At 63.6% G+C, this 18,207-nt stretch carries 18 protein-coding genes; 8 read left to right on the top strand and 10 right to left on the bottom strand.

Annotated features, from left to right (window positions below):
* Positions 1-70: 70 nt before the first annotated feature.
* The 5 genes from AC6I9R_RS20210 to AC6I9R_RS20190 form a co-directional block, all read right to left on the bottom strand.
* A complete protein-coding gene (locus AC6I9R_RS20210; protein ID WP_461428339.1) occupies positions 71-2,410 on the bottom strand; it encodes an aldehyde dehydrogenase family protein in 2,340 nt (779 codons plus the stop codon).
* Between the two features lie 18 nt (positions 2,411-2,428).
* Positions 2,429-2,740 (bottom strand): hypothetical protein, encoded by a 312-nt coding sequence (locus AC6I9R_RS20205; RefSeq protein WP_461428340.1) that lies wholly within the window; start codon positions 2,738-2,740, stop codon positions 2,429-2,431.
* 18 nt (positions 2,741-2,758) lie between these two features.
* A complete protein-coding gene (locus tag AC6I9R_RS20200; protein WP_461428341.1) occupies positions 2,759-3,034 on the bottom strand; it encodes a hypothetical protein in 276 nt (91 codons plus the stop codon).
* Between the two features lie 229 nt (positions 3,035-3,263).
* Complete coding sequence (gene deoC / locus AC6I9R_RS20195; protein ID WP_461428342.1) at positions 3,264-4,262, bottom strand: deoxyribose-phosphate aldolase; 999 nt, start codon at positions 4,260-4,262, stop codon at positions 3,264-3,266.
* Between the two features lie 74 nt (positions 4,263-4,336).
* Positions 4,337-4,783: a DMT family transporter gene (locus tag AC6I9R_RS20190; protein ID WP_497863036.1), complete on the bottom strand. Its 447-nt coding sequence runs from the start codon at positions 4,781-4,783 to the stop codon at positions 4,337-4,339.
* A 103-nt stretch (positions 4,784-4,886) separates the two neighbouring features.
* Here AC6I9R_RS20190 and rpe point away from each other — a divergent pair, with 103 nt between their 5' ends.
* Positions 4,887-5,567: a ribulose-phosphate 3-epimerase gene (rpe, locus tag AC6I9R_RS20185; protein WP_461428344.1), complete on the top strand. Its 681-nt coding sequence runs from the start codon at positions 4,887-4,889 to the stop codon at positions 5,565-5,567.
* An 82-nt stretch (positions 5,568-5,649) separates the two neighbouring features.
* On the opposite strand, the gene AC6I9R_RS20180 is transcribed toward rpe, so the two are convergent.
* Entirely contained in the window at positions 5,650-6,333 is a 684-nt protein-coding gene (locus AC6I9R_RS20180) for a thermonuclease family protein (protein WP_461428564.1), read from the bottom strand.
* Between the two features lie 213 nt (positions 6,334-6,546).
* Here AC6I9R_RS20180 and AC6I9R_RS20175 point away from each other — a divergent pair, with 213 nt between their 5' ends.
* Entirely contained in the window at positions 6,547-7,062 is a 516-nt protein-coding gene (locus tag AC6I9R_RS20175) for a GNAT family N-acetyltransferase (RefSeq protein WP_461428345.1), read from the top strand.
* Positions 7,063-7,069: 7 nt separating this feature from the next.
* Here AC6I9R_RS20175 and AC6I9R_RS20170 read toward each other — a convergent pair whose 3' ends face one another.
* Entirely contained in the window at positions 7,070-8,959 is a 1,890-nt protein-coding gene (locus AC6I9R_RS20170) for an SLC13 family permease (protein ID WP_461428346.1), read from the bottom strand.
* Between the two features lie 156 nt (positions 8,960-9,115).
* Between AC6I9R_RS20170 and AC6I9R_RS20165 the strand changes: the two genes are divergently transcribed.
* Both AC6I9R_RS20165 and AC6I9R_RS20160 read left to right on the top strand, forming a co-directional pair.
* Positions 9,116-10,003 carry a sulfotransferase gene (locus tag AC6I9R_RS20165; protein WP_461428347.1) on the top strand — a complete coding sequence of 296 codons (888 nt, stop codon included), beginning with the start codon at positions 9,116-9,118 and terminating at the stop codon, positions 10,001-10,003.
* A 127-nt stretch (positions 10,004-10,130) separates the two neighbouring features.
* A complete protein-coding gene (locus tag AC6I9R_RS20160) occupies positions 10,131-10,355 on the top strand; it encodes a hypothetical protein (RefSeq protein ID WP_461428348.1) in 225 nt (74 codons plus the stop codon).
* A gap of 87 nt (positions 10,356-10,442) precedes the next feature.
* Here the strand turns inward: AC6I9R_RS20160 and ccrA are convergent, their stop codons facing one another.
* The 3 genes from ccrA to AC6I9R_RS20145 form a co-directional block, all read right to left on the bottom strand.
* Complete coding sequence (gene ccrA, locus AC6I9R_RS20155) at positions 10,443-11,729, bottom strand: crotonyl-CoA carboxylase/reductase (protein WP_461428565.1); 1,287 nt, start codon at positions 11,727-11,729, stop codon at positions 10,443-10,445.
* Between the two features lie 187 nt (positions 11,730-11,916).
* A complete protein-coding gene (locus AC6I9R_RS20150) occupies positions 11,917-12,378 on the bottom strand; it encodes a hypothetical protein (RefSeq protein ID WP_461428349.1) in 462 nt (153 codons plus the stop codon).
* Positions 12,353-13,759, bottom strand: a complete 1,407-nt coding sequence (locus AC6I9R_RS20145) for a 1-acyl-sn-glycerol-3-phosphate acyltransferase (RefSeq protein ID WP_461428350.1) — start codon at positions 13,757-13,759, stop codon at positions 12,353-12,355. The genes AC6I9R_RS20150 and AC6I9R_RS20145 overlap by 26 nt, the downstream gene beginning before the upstream one ends.
* A 288-nt stretch (positions 13,760-14,047) precedes the next feature.
* Between AC6I9R_RS20145 and AC6I9R_RS20140 the strand changes: the two genes are divergently transcribed.
* The 4 genes from AC6I9R_RS20140 to AC6I9R_RS20125 all read left to right on the top strand — a co-directional run bounded on the left by AC6I9R_RS20140 (position 14,048) and on the right by AC6I9R_RS20125 (position 18,127).
* Entirely contained in the window at positions 14,048-16,021 is a 1,974-nt protein-coding gene (locus tag AC6I9R_RS20140; RefSeq protein ID WP_461428351.1) for a protein meaA, read from the top strand.
* A 137-nt stretch (positions 16,022-16,158) separates the two neighbouring features.
* Positions 16,159-16,455 (top strand): H-NS histone family protein, encoded by a 297-nt coding sequence (locus AC6I9R_RS20135; protein WP_461428352.1) that lies wholly within the window; start codon positions 16,159-16,161, stop codon positions 16,453-16,455.
* A complete protein-coding gene (gene deoD / locus AC6I9R_RS20130; protein ID WP_461428353.1) occupies positions 16,455-17,159 on the top strand; it encodes a purine-nucleoside phosphorylase in 705 nt (234 codons plus the stop codon). The genes AC6I9R_RS20135 and deoD overlap by 1 nt, the downstream gene beginning before the upstream one ends.
* A complete protein-coding gene (locus AC6I9R_RS20125; protein WP_461428354.1) occupies positions 17,156-18,127 on the top strand; it encodes an aldo/keto reductase in 972 nt (323 codons plus the stop codon). Before deoD ends, AC6I9R_RS20125 begins: the two co-directional genes overlap by 4 nt.
* Positions 18,128-18,207: the final 80 nt, after the last annotated feature.

Genomic DNA, 18,207 nt, shown 5'->3' with positions numbered 1-18,207 from the left:
GGAGCCTCCGGCGGGAGTTTTTCTGGCAAGATGAAGGGGGGAGCTGCGCCCGGAGGGGAGGCCGCGCGCGCTATTCGCCGTAGGGGATCCAGACGGTTTTCGTCTCGGTCGCGGCCTCCAGGAACGGGCGCAGGTTGGGCGAGGTCCAATCGGGATTGCCGCCGGTGTTGGTCCAGCTGCGTTTGAGGTTCGTGGCAGAGGCCTTTTCCAAGGCCGCGGGGTCCGCATGGGGCGAGAACGACCACAGCGCATCAACCTCCATATGACCCGCCAGCGTCGGCGCGAGGTCCGCATGCGCCCCGGTCACGATGTTGACCACGCCTGCCGGCACGTCCGAGGTTTCCAGCACCTGGTAGAAGTCCGTCATCACCAGCGGCGCGGCTTGAGAGGGCGTCAGGACGATGCGGTTGCCCATCGCCAGGGCCGCTGCGAGGAGCGTCGTAGACGCGAGGAGGGGCGCGTCATCGGGCGCGAGTGCACCGATGATCCCCACCGGCTCTTTCATCGCCAGCGCCACGCCGCGTAGCGGCACGCCCTTGGCGGTGCCGTCGAACTTGTCGGCCCAGGCGGCGGCGGTGAAAAGCGTGGCGATGGCGGCGTCGACCTCGGCCGAGGCTTTGCCGCCCGACGTGCCCAGGCACGCGCCGATGCGCCCGGCGAATTCTTCTGCGCGCGCCGACAGGTTCTCGGCCAGGTAATACAGGATCTGCGCCCGCAGATGCCCGGTGCTTTTGCCCCACTTCGCGGCCCCGCGCGCGGCTTCCACCGCGTTGCGGATGTCCTTGCGGTTACCGTTGCCCGTATGCCCTAAAAGCGCGCCCTTGCGCGAATAATGACCCGTCGAATAGCCGCCATCGGCCCGCGCCTGCTTGCCGCCGATATACATCTTCGCGGTCCGGTCGAGCTCTGCCGTGGCGGGGGTGTCTGGCGCATTCGGCAAGGTCAGGGGCTTGGTGGGTAGGGGCTTGGTATCGGCCTTCAGATAGGCCCCGAGGCCCTCCCATCCGCCCTCGCGCCCAAAGCCGGATTCCCGCACGCCGCCAAAGGGGGCGGCGGCATCAAAGAGGTTCGTCGCATTCACCCAGACCACGCCCGCCACCAGCTTGGGCGCAATGTCCAACGCCAGGTTCACGTTCTCTGTCCAGAGCGTCGCGGCCAGCCCATAGCGCGTGTTGTTGGCCACTTCCACGGCCTCCGCGGGCGTGCGGAAGGTGGTGGAGACGAGCACCGGTCCGAAGATCTCTTCCTGCATCAGGGGCGAGGCCGTGTGCAGCCCGGTGATCAGCGTCGGCGGGTAGAAGCATCCGCCCTCAGGCATCGGGCCGGGGGCGTGGTAGATGTCACCGTCCGAGGCGGCCACCAGCCGGGTGATCGTCGCGTGCTGGACCGGGTCCACGATGGCGCCCACGTCGATGCATTTGTCCATCGGGTCGCCCACGCGCAGGCTGGCCATGCGGGCCTTCAGGCGGGCGTGGAAATCCTCGGCGATGTTTTCCTGCACCAACAGCCGCGATCCCGCACAGCAGACCTGGCCCTGGTTGAACCAGATGGCGTCCACCAGGCCTTCGATGGCGCTGTCAATATCGGCGTCGTCGAAGACGATGTAGGGGGACTTGCCGCCAAGTTCCAACGTCAGCCGTTTGCCGGTGCCTGCCGTCTGTTCCCGGATCAGGCGGCCGACGGAGGTCGAGCCGGTGAAAGCGATTTTGTCGACATCGGACGCCACCAAGGCCGCGCCTGTGTCGCCGTCGCCCGTCACGATGTTGACCACGCCGGGCGGCACGCCCGCCTCCACGCAGATCTCGGCGAAGACCATGGCCGAGAGCGTTGTGTATTCGGCGGGTTTGAGCACCACGGTATTGCCTGCCGCGAGCGCGGGCGCGATTTTCCAGGCCAGCATCAGCAGCGGGAAGTTCCACGGGATGATCTGGCCGCACACACCCAGCGCAGAATGCCCCGGCATTTCCGTGGGCAGCAGCTGTGCCAGGCCCGCGTGATAGTAGAAATGGCGGATCGCCAGCGGCACATCGATATCGCGGCTCTCCCGGATCGGCTTGCCGTTATCGAGCGTTTCCATCGTCGCCAGAAGGCGTGAATGCTTCTGCATCAGCCGCGCAATGGCATAGAGCACGCGGGCGCGTTTGTGGTGGTCCTTGGCCCAGGCCCCCTGCGCCTTGCGGGCGGCTTTGACGGCAGCGGCGACCTCATCGGCCGTGCATTTGGTCACGCCTGCCAGCTTTTCCCCGGTCGCCGGGTTGTTGGAAGCGAAATCATCGCGGAGCGGCCCCCAGGTTCCATTCACAAATGGCCCCGCGATGCCACCCCGGTCCGCCAGCCATTGCAGCGCCTCGGCGCTGGATTCGGGGGCGGGGCCGTAGTCCATGGTCTCGAAGATTTCAGCGGTTGTCATGGGGGTCTCCCGGCGCGGTCAGACGGTGATCTGACCCGCGAGCCAAAGGGTTTCGAAAGTGGCGATATCGGGGGCGATTGTGGTCCAGGCGTCATCGTATGGATGGTAGATCCAGACGCCTGGCTCGCCGCGTTTGAGAGCGAACTCCACCCCATCCATGCCTGCGCTTCCGATCAGAAGCGCTGTTCCATCGGGGGTCATGCGACGCTCGGAGGCGGCGTAGAGGTAGGGGCAATAGCCAGCGTCGATGCGGCCGTCCGTATAGGTCGTGACCAAGGGCTCTGCCATCGGGAGAAAGGCCGTCACGTCGGGCGGGTCAGAGAGGGGCATGAAGGGCGCAGTCACTGTCTATCCCCCGATCAGGATGTAGGCGGCGATGGAGGCCGCACTGGCGGCACAGGCCGCATAGGTGACAGGCCGCGCGCGGTCGCTGGCCTCGGCCACCCGTTGCAACTCGGGCGGCATGTCGGCGCGGTTGGCCTTGTTGCGGTACTTTTTGTTGAAGGTGCGCGCCTGGTCCACGGTCAGCTTCATGGATTCCTCGCGCAACGGACGCGAGACACGCATCATGATCCAGAGGCAGAAGCCCACGACGATGATCAGGAGGATGAGATTGAAGGGCATTCTACAGCTCTAAGGTCCCAAAAACAGCCATGCAGGCATAGTTAGTATGAAGATGATGACGCATAGGATCCGCGCGATCTTGAGGAGTCTTTTCAACGGCCGAAGGTCATCTTGATTGCCGGGAGAAGAGGCTGGCATGGTAAGTGCGACGAGGAAACTGAATAAAAACACGCCATTGGCCAAAGCGGCCCACATAAGGATGAAAGCACCACCAAAGGAGATCATGGCGTCACCCGATCCCATGCCTGTAACCAGCCGAATATTGCCCGGTCACGTGGTGCTCCAACTGGCGTTCGATGTCGCCCAGAAGCGATGATGCGCCGAAGCGGAAGAGGTCGGGCTGGAGCCAGCGGTGGCCGAGTTCTTCCTTCATCAGGCTCAGGTACACCAGCGAGTCCTTCGCCTTGGAAATCCCCCCCGCCGGTTTGTAGCCGACCTTGTAGCCCGTGCGCGCCTCATATTCACGAATCGCGCGCAGCATGGTGAGCGAGACGGGCAGCGTCGCGTTGACGCTTTCCTTGCCGGTGGAGGTCTTGATGAAATCGGCGCCCGCCATCATGCAGACTAGTGAGGCACGGGCGACGTTGCGCAGCGTCCCCAACTCTCCCGTAGCGAGGATCGCCTTGACGTGGGCCTCGCCACAAGCGGCGCGGAATTCGCGCATTTCATCGTAGAGCGCCTGCCAGTTCCCCGTCAAAACATGGCGGCGGGAGATGACGATATCGATCTCGGCGGCGCCTGCCTTCACGCTCTCTTCGATCTCGGCGACACGCAGGTGGAACGGCGAGAGGCCCGCGGGAAACCCGGTGGAGACGGCGGCGACGGGGATGCCGGTGCCCTCCAGCGCCTCAACCGCCGTTTCGATCATCTCGTGATAGACGCAGACCGCGCCCGTGGTGATCGCGGGCAGGCCAAGCGCGTCGAGGATATCGGCGCGGACGGGCTGGCGGGCCTTGGCGCAGAGCCGCCGGACGCGGCCCGGCGTGTCGTCGCCGCTGAGCGTCGTGAGGTCGATGCAGGTGATGGCCTTTGCCAGCCACGCCGCCTGGTGGGTCTTCTTCACCGTCCGCCGCCCCGGCAGGGTCGCCGCGCGGCGTTCAATCGCCGAGGTATTGGCCTGAACGCGGGCGACCCAGTCCATGTCCAGATCGAGCCCCGCGTTGCGGGGCAGGTGGACCTGGGGCAGCTGGTCGGTTTGCAGGGACGTGGTTTGTGTTGTCACGGTCATGGGGCGATTTCCGGATGTTTCCGCACGGTCCCATGGGTGGCACGAAAAGGCAAGGTTGACCAAACGGTCAAAAATCAGATCCGCGACAGGAACAGCCCGCCCGCCACCATCGCCACGGCGGCGATCCGTGTCCACGAGATCTCGCGCAGCTGCAGGCCGAACGCGCCGATGGCGTCGAGGATCAGCGCCGCGATGAGTTGCCCGAACACCAGCGTTGCCATCAGCGTCAGCACCCCCAGCGTGCCGACGGAGGCCACCGCAGACCAGACATAGAACGCGCCCAAGGCCCCGCCGACCCATGCCCACCAGGGCGCGCTGGCCAGTGTCTCGCCCGAGGGCACGGCGCCGCGCGCCACGACGATGACGCTCAACAGAACGGCGGCGACAATGAAGGAGATCGCTGCCGCCGTCACCGGGTCGCCCACGTGGGTGCTGAGGCGTCCGTTGATCACCGCCTGGGTGGCGATGCAGGCCCCGCCGATTGTCACGAGGATCAGGGCGGTGAGGTATTGCGCGGTCATGGGCGAGCCTTCCGGGTTGGGCGAGGCGAAGTCTGCGCGCGACGGTTCGGTTTGCCAAGGGGCGGGGCAGGGGCTAACAGACCCGCACAGAGGAGGTGCTGCCATGCCGTTTGACCGTTCCATCAAGATCGCCCCGTCGATCCTCGCCGCCGATTTCGCCAACTTCGGGGCCGAGGTGCGCGCCGTTGAGGGGCAGGGCGCGGACTGGATCCATATCGATGTGATGGACGGGCATTTCGTGCCGAACCTGACGTTCGGCCCGCCGATGGTGAAGGCGCTCCGCAAACACGTCAGCACGGTGATGGACGTGCATCTGATGATCTCTCCGGTCGATGCCTATATCGACGCCTATGCCGACGCGGGCGCCGATGTGCTGACGGCGCATGTGGAGGCCGGGCCGCATATTCACCGCACGTTGCAGGCGATCCGAGGCGCGGGGATGAAGGCGGGCGTGGCGCTGAACCCCGGCACCCCGGCGAGCGCTGTGGCGGAGGTGCTGGACCTCTGCGATTTGGTCTGCGTGATGACGGTGAACCCCGGGTTCGGTGGGCAGTCCTTCATCGACATGACCGGCAAGGTCCGGGCGCTGCGCGAGATGATCGGCGACCGGGAGGTGCATATCGAGATCGACGGCGGCGTCGACGTGGGCACGGCGCCGCTGGTCGCCCAAGCGGGGGCGGATGTTCTGGTGGCGGGATCGGCGGTGTTCCGGGGCGGATCGGTGGATGATCCGGCACCTTATGGTGAGAACATCCGAGCGATCCGGGGGGCTGCTCAAGCTTGAGCAAGGGGTTAAACCCCTCATACATAAAGAAAAAATAGTTAACGAGGTGTGCGCACACCGCCAATCGGGCAGGTGTTGCCGGTCACCGTGACCCGTTCGACGCCTTGGCCTTTTGCTGGGCGTCGAACTTGTCCCAGACATGCATATGGCCCCTCTGCCGCGCGGCGGCGAGCCACAGTTTCTTGCGGGCATTGGGCGTTTCCAGGTGGTGGTAGACGCCGCCCGAATACTTCGGCCAATCCAGCGCCAGGCCCTGCTTCACAAGCTCTGCCGAGAGATCGCGCCCGTCGTCCAGCATACATTTGGCAACCGTGCGCCCGTGGTCGTCGACCTCCAGCACCTCTGCCGTCACCATCTGACCTTTGCAGAGTTCAAACATCGCCCATTTGGCCCGCTTGCCGAAGGGGTGGTTCATCTCGGGCGCGTCGACGCCGAACAGGCGGATCTGGGTTTTCTGGATCTTGAGGGTGTAGCCGTCGACCACATAGGCGCGACCGCGCAAGGTGCGGACGTGCTGCGGCGGGCTGGCGGTTTCGGGATCGAAGGAGGTGGGCGGCGACGCGCAGGCGCGTCCATTGCGTTGGTCATAGGCCGCGCCCGCAGGGGTCGATATGCGCTCGGGCACGCGGTTCGTTTGTGCGGGGCGGCGGGGGCGCTTTTCCACGGGACGGATCGGGGGCTTATGTGCAGGCGGCGGCGGGCGTTTGGTGCGCTTCTGCCAGTCTTGATCCAGGGGCGGCTGGCTGCCACGCCGAAAGACCGCCACTGCCAAGACGACGATCACCCCGAAGGCCAAGAGTCCTGCTAATGCCTCGATTTTCCGTCTCCTGCCGTCTTTTACAGGTTTATCAAGGCCCTAAGGCTGTCGTGCGTCAAGAGGCGTGGCAACGCCCCCGTCTGAGTGATGCCTTTCGGTCGCGCGGGACTGGGCGCTAGAGTGATCCAACACCTCAAGCATGCCCCCCGGGAAAGGCACCCTATGCAAGACCTCTCAAACGCACCGACATTGACGACCGAACGGTTGATCTTGCGCGGACCCCAGCGCGATGACCTTGAGGCCTTTACCCGGTTCATGACCAGCGCCCCCTCGATGATCGCGCAGGGCGAGACGATTACGGCAGAGCAGGCCTGGTTCGGGTTTCTTGTGGGCATCGGCCATTGGCAATGGCACGGTTTCGGGTTCTTCACGGTTGTGGAGCGGCGGACGGGGCTGCCCGTGGGGCGGGTCGGCTTGCTGAAGCATTCCGATTGGCCGAGCGAAGAACTGGCGTGGCATTTGTTTGAGGGGGCAGAGGGCAAGGGCCTTGCGACGGAAGCGGCGCGGGCCGTGAAGGCATGGGCGTTTGAGGCGCTTGGGCTGGACCAGCTGCACAGCTACATCGATGTGACGAACACGAAGTCCCAGGCCGTGGCGCGCAGGCTGGGCGCGGCAACGGACGGCACCCGCGCGTCCCATGAGCCGGAGGCCGAGGTCTGGGTTCACGCCGCGCCGTGAGCGCGTCCTAAATGAACAGGTTGAGCCCGATCATCGAGACGACCAGGAACAGGACGGTCATGATCCCGCCGGATCGGACGAAATCCACAACCCGGTAGCCCGCAGGCCCCATGATCAGCGCGTTGACCTGATGGGTGGGGATCAGGAACGAATTCGACGTGGAAATCGCAACCGTCAGCGCAAAGACCGCCGGGTCGCCGCCTGCGGTGATCGCGATGGAGACGGCAAGCGGCACCAGCAGGACCGTCGCCCCGACGTTGGACATCACCAGCGTGAAAATCGTGGCCAGGATCGCGAGACCCACCTGCAGGGACCAAAGGGGCCAGCCATTGAGCAGAGACAGGATCTGCTCTGCGATCCAGGCGGCGGTGCCGGTATTCTGCACCGCCTGGCCCAGGGGAATGAGGGAGGCCAGAAGGAACACCGTGCTCCAACTGACGGCGGCGTAGGCCTCATCCACCGACAGGACGCGTGACAGAAGCATCCCCACGGCGCCCGCCAGGAGGCACAGCGACAACAACAGGTCCGTGAACAGGATCAGCCCAAGGGTCATCACGAAGAACCCCAGCGCCCAGTTCACCTTGTGGGGGCGCAGTTCCTCTTGCGGGAAATCGGACGTCACGACGACGAAATCCTGATCGTTCTTGAGCCGCGTCAACCTTTCCCATTGGACATGGACGACCAAGGTATCGCCCGCCTGTAAGGGCACGACGCCGATATGGGTGGCTTGATGATCCTCGGTCTCCACATGGCTCATGGTTTCTTCGCCGCGGTGGATGGCGAGGATCGACAGACCATGGGTCTGGCGCAAGCGAAGCTCCATCGGGGATTGGCCGATGACGGCGGATCCGGGCGGGATCACGACCTCGGCCACGCCGGATTCCGTGGTGGCGAAATCGTCGGCGAAGACGTCGAGGGCCGGCAGAATCTCCAGCCCGTAGGGGTCGGCGAACTCATCCTGAAGCACCCGGCGCAGGCCCAGGACGGCCAGCCTCGCGGGCGCCTCGATCACCGTATCGGCCATTGGCGCGATGACCTTGTGGCCCCGGTAGGAGGTGCCCAGGATGTAGATGTGGTGGGCGACCATGATGTCCGACAGCGTATGGCCGACCAGGATCGAGCCTTCGGGCACCCGCACTTCAAAGAGGTCCGCCCGCAACCCGTAGGTATTCTCAACAAAGCTCTGCATCGAGCGGCCCGCGCCCGCGTCCGCCCCGCGCCCGCGCTGCACGGGCAGGATCCAGCGGCCCAGAAGGACGAAGTAGAGCACCCCGGTCAGGACCAGCATCACGCCGATGGGCGTGACGGAGAACAGGCCGAACGTCTCCATCTGTTGATCATCGGGCAGGGTCTGATTGGCCGAGATCAACAGGTCATTGAGCAGGATCAGCGGCGAGGAGCCGACCATGGTGATCGTGCCGCCCAGGATGGCGCAGAAGCCCATCGGCATGGCCAGGCGGCTCATCGGGATTTCGGTGCGCGCAGAGATGCGGCTGATTACGGGCAGGAACAGGGCGGCGGCCCCGACGTTTTGCATGAACGAGCTGATGACCCCCACGGTGCCCGAGACGATCGGAATGATCCGCGCCTCGGTCGTGCCGCCGCGTTTCAGGATCAGGCCGGCAACCTTGGACATCAGGCCGGTTTTATCCAGGCCCGCCCCGATGATCATCACCGCGATGATCGAGATCACGGCGTTGGACGAGAACCCCGAAAACAGCTCGGCCCCATTGGCGAGGTTGCCAAGCCCCGGCAGGGTGCTGAGCCCCCCCAGGATCAACATCACCAGGATCGCGGCAAGATCGATGCGGATAATTTCGGAGACAAATAGGAAAACCGTGAACGCCAGCAGCACAAGGACTGCGGTCATTTCAAACGTCAATACGGTAGCGTCCATCGTCTCTCCTGCTGGGACGCTACCAAGTTATCCCTGCTGCGCCTAGTCTGTTCCTGGCAAATGCCGCCGCCATGGGCTTCCGCGTGACATGACCGCTGATGTAGGCTGCGGGTCAGGTGCCGTGCGCGCCGGGCCCGCGACGAGGGGAGAGGGGACATGCCGCAGAATGAACCGGTTCTGCAGACCGTCGATGCGCTGGCGGGCAAGACCTTTCTGGTCTGCATCGGGGCGGCGAAATGCGGCACCAGCTGGCTGCACAGCTATTTTGCCGGTTTGCCCGGAATGGCGGTCTCGCCGCTGAAAGAGCTGCATTTTTTCAACGCCAAGTTCGGTGCCCATGCGATGGGCGACATGGAAGCGCTGGCCATCAAGCGGGTGGGATTGCACCTGAACCGGGACGGCAACCCAGTCGAAACGCTGCTGAAGAGTGCGGATTATCAGGCCAGCGTTGACCGGATGCAGATGATCTATGACGACAACGCCTATTTCAGCCATTTCGCCCGGCTGTCCGGGCCCGCAACGCGGACGCTGTGCGATGTGACCCCGGCCTATTCGGTTCTGGGCTTGAACGGGTTCACGTATATGCGTGATTTCTTTGCCACGCAGCCTGATCTGCGGTTGCGTCTGGTCTACATTCTGCGCGACCCGGTGGATCGGCTGTGGTCGCAATTGCGCCACCTGCAAGAGGTCAATCCCGCCAGCGCCGCGACGACGCGGTGGGCGGAGGCGATCCGGTCGCCCTCGGTTCTGGCGCGCGCCGATTACGCGGGCACGATTGACGATCTGGAGATCACGTTTCCGCCTGATGACGTCCTCTACTTGTTCTATGAGGACCTGTTCACCGTGCCCGCACTGCAGCGCCTATGTGCCTTTGCCGATGTGCCTTATCAGCCCGGCGACACGGACCAGCGCCAGAACCGCACGCGGGTCGACACCCCGTTGCCAGACGACGCGAAGGCGGCGTTTCGGGAGGTGTTGGCAGGGCAATACGCCTTCTGCCGGGAGCGTTTTGGCGAGGCTGTGCCCGCAAGCTGGCACGCCTGACCGCTTCGGGATTCCCGTACCTGACAGGACGCCGCGCAGATGGTGTAATGACCCTGCAATTTAAGACGCATTTTACGACATTTGATCACCTAATTTAGTCAACCCATCTGATTGAAAGGAGCACCCCATGGCCGATGATATGAGAGGCTTTCGTTTTGGCGATTTCGACGAGATGATTTTCAAGGATGAAGACGACGCCGCCCGCGATGCCGCGCAGAAGCTGATGCAGGACGTGGGCTTTGGCGGGATGAACCAGACCAAAGCGCCCGGCATTGTCGAGGTCAAGGCGATGCAATCGCCCGACGACCAGTTCGAGGTCGGCTTCGCCGAAGGCGCGGACTTCATGTTCTAGGCCGCCCTGCGCCAAGACGTTTCCCACGAAAAAGCCCCGCGCCGGTGTCCTGGCGCGGGGCTTTTCATGTGATTGCAGCCTGGTTGATCAGGCTGCGGGTCCGGCCTCCAGCACATCGGCCAAGGTCCGCAGGCCCGTGCGCGGGGCCTGGACCAGAACGGACATGTTGCCGGGCTTATGCTCATTCCGCAGCATCTTGGTGTGGGCACCGGGCAGCTCATCCCAGGGGAAAACCTCGGACATGCAGGGATCGAGGCGCTGCTGGACCATGAGGTCGTTGGCGGCGCTGGCCTGCTTGAGGTGCGCGAAGTGAGAGCCCTGCAGGCGCTTTTGGTGCATCCACATGTAGCGCACGTCGAAGGTGCAGTTGAAGCCGGTGGTGCCCGCGCAGATCACGACCATGCCGCCTTTTTTGCAGACCAGCGTGGAGACCGGGAAGGTCGCTTCACCGGGGTGCTCGAAGACCATGTCGACGTTGACGCCCTTGCCGGTGATGTCCCAGATCGCCTTGCCGAACTTGCGGGCTTCCTTGAACCATTCGGCGTATTCGGGGGTGTTCACGGTGGGGAGTTGGCCCCAGCACTTGAAGTCCTTGCGGTTGATCACGCCCTTGGCCCCGAGGGAGAGGACGAAGTCGCGTTTGCTCTCATCGCTGATCACCGCAATCGCGTTGGCGCCTGCGGTATTGGCCAGCTGGATCGCGTAGGAGCCGAGGCCGCCGGAGGCGCCCCAGACCAGCACGTTCTGGCCCGGCTTGAGGTCGTGGGGCTCGTGGCCGAACAGCATCCGGTAGGCGGTGGCGAGCGTAAGGGTGTAGCACGCGGCCTCTTCCCAGGTCAGGTGCTTGGGGCGCGGCATGAGCTGCTGCGCCTGGACGTTGGTGAATTGCGCGAAGGAGCCATCGGGCGTCTCGTAGCCCCAGATCCGCTGCGAGGTGGAGAACATCGGGTCGCCGCCGTTGCAATGCTCATCATCGCCGTCGTCCTGGTTGCAGTGGATGACGACCTCATCGCCGACCTTCCAGCGCTTCACCGCCGAGCCCACGGCCCAAACGATGCCCGAGGCGTCGGAACCCGCGATGTGGTAGTCGGCCCCGTGGCCGTCAAACGGGCTGATCGGCTGGCCGAGGCCCGCCCAGACACCGTTGTAGTTGACGCCTGCGGCCATCACGAGGACCAGCACTTCGTGGCTGTCGAGCACCGGCGTATCCACCACTTCGACCTTGAAGGCCTGGTCCGGCTCGCCATGGCGTTCGCGACGGATGGTCCAGGCATACATCTTGGGCGGGACGTAGCCCATCGGGGGCATTTCGCCCATCTCGTAGAGGTCTTTCATCGGGGCGTCGTAGGCGGCGGTGGGGGCATCTAGGGCCATGGTGCTCTCCGTCATGTTACGTGTCCTTCGCGGGCGGTGATGCCGCGGTGCGGAATCAAATGCTGCTGCTGCGAGGGATATGGGCGGGTGCGCAAGATTGCAACCCTTGAGTGGCGGTTTGGGTAATTTTATGTCGTCTGGGGTGTGTGAGCCGTCGCCGGCGGAGGCGGGGCGGATCATTCAGCGCTCAGCGGTCGGCTGTCAGCCAGTCGTTGATGCGGTTGATGGCGCGAAGTTGATTGCCGTCCCGGTCGAGCGGGGTCAGGGGCAGGGTGCGGCCATCCTCGACCCGGATCTCGATCCGGTAGGACCGATCCAGGCTGCTGCGGTGGGCGCGTGTGACCGTGGAGAGCGGCACGGTTTGGGTTTCGGTGCCCTGCCTGCGGTGCCAGTTGATGGTCAGGGTGTCTTCGGTGCGGTCGAAGATGATTTCGGAGTGGGCCGCGCGGCGTGCCATCACGAGGGTCATGACGGTGATGAAGGCGGTGGAGCCGAGGCCATAGGCGACGAACTCGCCGTCCGCGACCTCTGGATAGAGGACGAAAAGGACGATCAGCGCGAAGAAGATCGCGCAGAAGGCGATGGGGAGGGTGAAGCCGGGTTTCTGGCTGAGGACCAGACGGTCAGGGGTGTTGGAGAGGATCTTCATGGGCGGGCGTCTCAGGTGCTGATTTGAGCAAATGATGCACCGAGGCGGCGTAGTAGGCGACTACGGATTCCCCCCGCTCGGTCACGGTCAACGCCTCGGCCTCGCGGTCGATGAAGCCGCGTTCTTCCAGCGCGCGCAGGCCGGCCTCGATCGTGTAGTCCAGATCGTCCCGAGCGAGGTGAATGCCGACGCCCTCGGTCTCGGCAAGCGTGATGCGGGTCTGGACGGCGGCCTTGAGGTCTTGCGACGTGCGGGCGCCCCCTTGCAGGGCATGGGCCACGAGGGGGACGGGGACAACAGGCGTGGCGGCGGCGATGCGCGCCATCAGCGCCTCGCCCAAAGCCTCGGCGCTGTCGGTGTGCGGGGTGGTGAGGAAATCACTCAGCGAGAGGGGATCGCCGAAGGACACGGCGGCATAGCCGTAGCGGTGGAATTTGCCGGTGATCCGGTGCCAGATCTGGCGGCGCAGGTAGCGGTAGATCGGCAGGAGGGTGAACCTGAACCCCGCCGTGCCCCCGGTTTGGGCGGCGATCAGGTTGCGGTCTTCCATGACGCGATCATAGTTGAGTGCGACCGGCACGAAGGTGACGTTGCGCGATTTGCCGGGTTGAAAGCCGTCGAGGATATAGGAGATGAGGCCGAGTTTCGGTTTGCCCAGGCCCCCGGTGCGCGAAAGGCCGCCTTCGGGGAAGACGGCCTGGGTCAGGCCCGCCTCGGTCGCCATCTGGACGTAGCGCGCGAGCACCTTGCGGTAGAGCGGGTTGTTGTGGCGGCGGCGGATGAAGTAGCCCCCGAGCGCACGCACGAGGGCGCGCAGCGGCCAGACGCGGGCCCATTCGCCCACCGCGTAGGCCAGCGCAGAGCGTTCGGCCACGAGCCAGGTGACCAGCACGTAATCCATGTTGGAGCGGTGGTTCATCACGAAGATGACGGTGTCGTCATCGGGGATGGCTTCGAGCGCATCGTTGTTGGGGTTGGTCAGCCGCACCCGGTAGAGCGACTGGCTGAGGATGCGCGAGGCGCGCATGGCGAAGGAGAAATAGGTGAAGGCGGAAAAACCCGGGACAATCTCGCGGGCATAGCGCTCGGCCGTCTGTGCGGCGACGTCCTCGCGGATGTTGTTGGATTTCGCGTGCTCGACGATGGCGGCGGCAACCTCTGGGTCATAGACGAGGCGGCGGACGGTATCCATGCGGCGGGCCAGCTTGAACGGCTGGATCGGGGTTTTGAGGCGTTTGTTGAGTTCGGCCACGGCGTGTTCCAGGCGGCGGCGCAGGAACCAGCGGACCGAGGGGAAGAGGAAGTGCGACGCGAAGGTGACGGCTGCAAAGAGCAGGATCAGGATAAAGAGCCAGAGCGGCAGGGTGATGGGCGTCGTCATGGGGGATTGGTGTCAGGAAATGGGGGGCGGTGCAATTTTTTTGGGGGAGCGTGCTGCTGACGAGGTTGCTATTTTTGAAGGGGTGGGAGGGCCCACCCTCCCACCCCTATTGGGGGCTCTGCCCCCTTGCCCCCCGGGATATTTGGAGAACGGGGAAATGGGGGGCATCGGGGTATTGGGTCGTGCTGCGGTGCGGCTTTGCGGGTGCAGCGAATTGACAGGGTATTATTATTCCGCGTAGATGCGTTTTGACGAAACGATATTGCTGAAATTGAGTCGGAGCCCCCCATGACAGATGCGACGTCCGCCCAGAAAGATCGGCCCTGGTTGATCCGCACCTATGCGGGACATTCGACGGCAGAGGCCTCGAACGCGCTTTATCGGGGCAATCTGGCGAAGGGGCAGACCGGTCTTTCGGTGGCCTTCGATCTGCCGACCCAAACAGGCTATGACAGCGATCATGTGCTGGCGCGCGGCGAGGTGGGCAAGGTTGGCGTGCCGGTTTCGCATCTGGGCGATATGCGCACGTTGTTCCGGGACATCCCGCTGGAGCAGATGAACACCTCGATGACGATCAACGCGACGGCGCCTTGGTTGTTGGCATTGTATATTGCTGTGGCCGAGGAGCAGGGGGCCGATGTCTCCAAGCTGCAGGGCACGGTGCAGAACGATTTGATGAAGGAATACCTGTCGCGGGGCACGTATATTTGCCCGCCGAAGCCCTCCATGGCGATGATCGCGGATGTGGCGGAGTATTGCTACAAGGAGGTTCCAAAATGGAACCCGATGAACGTGTGCTCGTATCATTTGCAGGAGGCAGGCGCGACGCCGGAGCAGGAATTGGCGTTTGCGCTGGCGACGGCTGTCTCGGTCCTGGATGAATTGCGGCCTCGGGTCCCTGTTGAGGATTTTCCAACGCTGGTGGGGCGGATCTCGTTCTTTGTGAATGCGGGCATTCGGTTCGTGACCGAGATGTGCAAGATGCGCGCCTTTGTCGATCTTTGGGACGAGATTTGTGAAGAGCGCTATGGCGTCACCGATCTGAAGTTTCGGCGGTTCCGGTATGGCGTGCAGGTGAACTCCCTTGGTCTGACAGAGCAGCAGCCGGAGAACAACGTTTATCGCATCTTGATCGAGATGCTCGCCGTGACGCTTTCCAAAAAGGCGCGCGCGCGCGCGGTGCAATTGCCTGCGTGGAATGAGGCGTTGGGCCTGCCGCGCCCCTGGGATCAGCAATGGTCGATGCGGATGCAGCAGATCATGGCGTTCGAGACGGACCTTCTGGAATACGGCGATTTGTTCGATGGCAATCCGGTGGTGGATGCCAAGGTGGAAGAATTGAAAGAGGGCGCAAGGGCGGAATTGGCGGGCCTGGAGGGGATGGGCGGCGCGATTGCGGCGATTGATTACATGAAGGGCCGTTTGGTGGAGAGCAACGCCGACCGGGTGAACCGGATTGAGCGGGGCGAAACGGTGGTTGTGGGGGTGAATAAATACACTGCCTCGGAACCATCGCCGCTTTTGGGGGAGGACGGCGGGATCATGGTCGTTGACCCGGCGGTGGAGCAGGACCAGATCGCGCGATTGGATCAGTGGCGCGAGGGACGCGACGCAGACGCTGTGACGGCGGCCCTGGCGGAGTTGCGCGAAGCGGCGGGCGAGGGGCGCAATATCATGCCCGCCTCCATCGCCGCCGCCAAGGCGGGCGTCACCACCGGCGAATGGGCCGGGGTCATGCGCGCCGTCCATGGGGAATACCGGGGGCCCACGGGCGTCTCGGGCGCTGTGTCCAACAAGACCGAGGGGCTGGAGGAGATCCGCGAGGCGGTTGATCTGGTGAGCGACAAACTGGGCCGCCGCCTGAAATTCCTGGTCGGTAAGCCGGGCCTCGATGGCCATTCCAATGGCGCCGAGCAAATTGCCTTCCGGGCGCGCGATTGCGGCATGGACATCAGCTATGAGGGCATTCGCCTGACACCCACGGAAATCGTTGCCGCAGCGAAAGCCGAGAATGCCCATGTTATTGGCCTTTCGATCCTGTCGGGCAGCCATGTTCCGCTTATCAAGGAAGTCATGGCGTTGATTAGGGCCGAAGAGCTGGATATTCCGGTAATGGTGGGGGGAATTATTCCCGACGAGGATCGGACAACGCTTTTGGGATACGGGGTGGCCCGTGTTTATACGCCAAAAGATTTCGAGTTGAACCGGATCATGATGGATATTGTCGAGTTGGTTGACCCTACGGCAATTGCCGCAGAATAACACTAAGCCTTTTCACGCCGAAAAAAGGACATGTCTAAAAGGGCACTTGCCTTTGGTGTGTCTTTTCTGCATGTGCCTAAATACTAGACGCCATAAGTGAAGGGGAATTCGTTTTGGCAACATCATCACTGGAAAAAATGAGCCTGGAAGAGCTCCAAGCCCATCAGCGGGACGTGGAGGCTACCATCAAAGGTTATGAAAAGAAGCGCAGGTCCGAGTGCCTCGCGGAATTGAAAGCCGTCGCAAAGAAGCACGGGTTTTCTCTCGATGATTTCACGGGCGGCAAATCCGCCTCGAAATCCGGGCCCAAGGGCGTGGCGAAATACGCCAACCCGGCAGATCAAAGCCAGACCTGGACCGGGCGTGGGCGTCAGCCCAATTGGATCAAGTCCGCGCTGGCCGCTGGCAAATCATTGGACGAGTTCGCGATCTGATGACGGTCCATATTGGGGCTGCAGCAGGCGATATCGCGGAAACGGTATTGATGCCGGGCGATCCGCTTCGGGCGAAATGGGCGGCAGAGCGGTTTCTGGAAAATCCGGTCTGCGTCAATGAAGTTCGGGGCATGCTGGGGTTCACGGGGGAGTGGCGCGGTAATCGCGTCACCATCCACGGCTCGGGCATGGGAATGCCAAGCCTGTCGATCTACGCCAACGAATTGCTTCGCGATTACGGGGCAAAGACGTTGATCCGGATCGGCTCGTGCGGGGCGATGCAGAACTCTGTGAAGCTGCGCGACGTGATCCTGGCGATGACGGCGTCGACCTTGTCGACCCCATCTTCGGGCATTTTCCGAGAGCTGAATTATGCACCCTGTGCGGATTACGGTCTGTTGCAGGCAGCCTATAGGGCGGCTGAGGGGAAGGGATCTCCGATCCATGTGGGCGGGATTTATTCGTCCGATGTGTTCTATGACGAGCGCCCGGACCTGAACGAGCAGATGGTGCGCCACGGCGTGTTGGCTGTGGAGATGGAAGCGGCGGAGTTGTACACGCTGGCCGCGCGCCACGGGGCCCGCGCTTTGGCGGTTTTGACCGTGTCGGACCACTTGCTGACGGAAGAGGCTTTGCCTTCGGCGGACCGTCAGTCGAGCTTCTCGGACATGGTGGAGATCGCGCTGGAGGCGGCGTTTTCGTGAGGCTTTTGGCCGGGCATGACGTTGGGCCGATTGGCCTGGGCTGCATGAGTTTCGGGGGCATCTATGGTGCCACCGATGAAGAAGAGAGCTTCGCCTGCATGCAGGCGGCGCTTGATCTTGGGGTCACCCATTGGGATGTGGCCGAGGTCTACGGGGACGGTGTTTCCGAGACGGTGATTGGCAAGTTTTTGGCCGAGACCGGGGCGGATGTGACGCTGGCCACGAAGGGCGGGATTTACCGCTTGCCGGAACGGCATTTCAGTAATGCGAAGGATCGGTTGCGGGCGTCTTTGGAGGGCTCATTGGAGCGTCTCGGGCGGTCGTCGGTTGAGTTGTATTATGTGCACAGGCGGGACCATTCGATTGAGGTCGAGCGGGTCATGGAGACCATGGTCGGCTTCATGGAGGAAGGTCTGATCGGCGGGATCGGGTTTTCGGAGATCGCGCCGTTTACGTTGAGGCGGGCGGCGGCTGTTGGCCCGGTTGCGGCGGTGCAGTCGGAGTATTCGCTGTGGGTGCGGCAGCCGGAATTGGGGATGCTGCAGGCCTGTGCGGAGTTGGGCGCGGCGTTTGTGGCGTTCTCGCCGCTGGCGCGGGGGATGTTAAGCGATGGGTTCCCTGGGCGGGAGGCCTTTGCCGATGGGGATTTCCGGAAGGGCTCGCCCAGGTTCTCGGACCCGAATTATCAGGCGAATATGGCGGCGATTGGCGGGTTCAAGGAGTGGTGTGCGGGGCGGGGGTGGGCTGCGTCTGCGGTAGCTTTAGCGTGGGTTTTGGCGCAGGGGGCGCATATTTTGCCGATCCCCGGGACGCGGTCGGCGGCGCATTTGGCGGAGCTGGTGGGCGCTTTGGAGATTGAATTGAGCGCGGATGATTTGGCGCAGATCGAGCGGTTGTTGCCGGTGGGGTTTGCCCATGGGGCGCGGTATGGCGGGACGACCTGGCCGGGGATTGAGATTTACGGGTGAGGAGGGGACGGCGGGGAGACGCTAGCCCCTGCTCTTTGCCTGAGCAAAGAGCATGAACTTCGCCCCTCCCGCCGTCCCGT

This window comes from Gymnodinialimonas sp. (assembly GCF_059726805.1).
Note: the sequence above shows the minus strand (reverse complement) of the source record. Positions and strands in the feature narration are given on the sequence as shown.

Excerpts from the sequence above, each read along its gene's own strand:
- AC6I9R_RS20210 (WP_461428339.1), bottom strand. The coding sequence starts at position 2,410 with ATGACAACCGCTGAAATCTTCGAGACCATGGACTACGGCCCCGCCCCC.
- AC6I9R_RS20205 (WP_461428340.1), bottom strand. The coding sequence starts at position 2,740 with ATGCCCCTCTCTGACCCGCCCGACGTGACGGCCTTTCTCCCGATGGCA.
- AC6I9R_RS20200 (WP_461428341.1), bottom strand. The coding sequence starts at position 3,034 with ATGCCCTTCAATCTCATCCTCCTGATCATCGTCGTGGGCTTCTGCCTC.
- deoC (WP_461428342.1), bottom strand. The coding sequence starts at position 4,262 with ATGACCGTGACAACACAAACCACGTCCCTGCAAACCGACCAGCTGCCC.
- AC6I9R_RS20190 (WP_497863036.1), bottom strand. The coding sequence starts at position 4,783 with ATGACCGCGCAATACCTCACCGCCCTGATCCTCGTGACAATCGGCGGG.
- rpe (WP_461428344.1), top strand. The coding sequence starts at position 4,887 with ATGCCGTTTGACCGTTCCATCAAGATCGCCCCGTCGATCCTCGCCGCC.
- AC6I9R_RS20175 (WP_461428345.1), top strand. The coding sequence starts at position 6,547 with ATGCAAGACCTCTCAAACGCACCGACATTGACGACCGAACGGTTGATC.
- AC6I9R_RS20170 (WP_461428346.1), bottom strand. The coding sequence starts at position 8,959 with ATGGACGCTACCGTATTGACGTTTGAAATGACCGCAGTCCTTGTGCTG.
- AC6I9R_RS20165 (WP_461428347.1), top strand. The coding sequence starts at position 9,116 with ATGCCGCAGAATGAACCGGTTCTGCAGACCGTCGATGCGCTGGCGGGC.
- AC6I9R_RS20160 (WP_461428348.1), top strand. The coding sequence starts at position 10,131 with ATGGCCGATGATATGAGAGGCTTTCGTTTTGGCGATTTCGACGAGATG.
- ccrA (WP_461428565.1), bottom strand. The coding sequence starts at position 11,729 with ATGGCCCTAGATGCCCCCACCGCCGCCTACGACGCCCCGATGAAAGAC.
- AC6I9R_RS20150 (WP_461428349.1), bottom strand. The coding sequence starts at position 12,378 with ATGAAGATCCTCTCCAACACCCCTGACCGTCTGGTCCTCAGCCAGAAA.
- AC6I9R_RS20145 (WP_461428350.1), bottom strand. The coding sequence starts at position 13,759 with ATGACGACGCCCATCACCCTGCCGCTCTGGCTCTTTATCCTGATCCTG.
- AC6I9R_RS20140 (WP_461428351.1), top strand. The coding sequence starts at position 14,048 with ATGACAGATGCGACGTCCGCCCAGAAAGATCGGCCCTGGTTGATCCGC.
- AC6I9R_RS20135 (WP_461428352.1), top strand. The coding sequence starts at position 16,159 with ATGAGCCTGGAAGAGCTCCAAGCCCATCAGCGGGACGTGGAGGCTACC.
- deoD (WP_461428353.1), top strand. The coding sequence starts at position 16,455 with ATGACGGTCCATATTGGGGCTGCAGCAGGCGATATCGCGGAAACGGTA.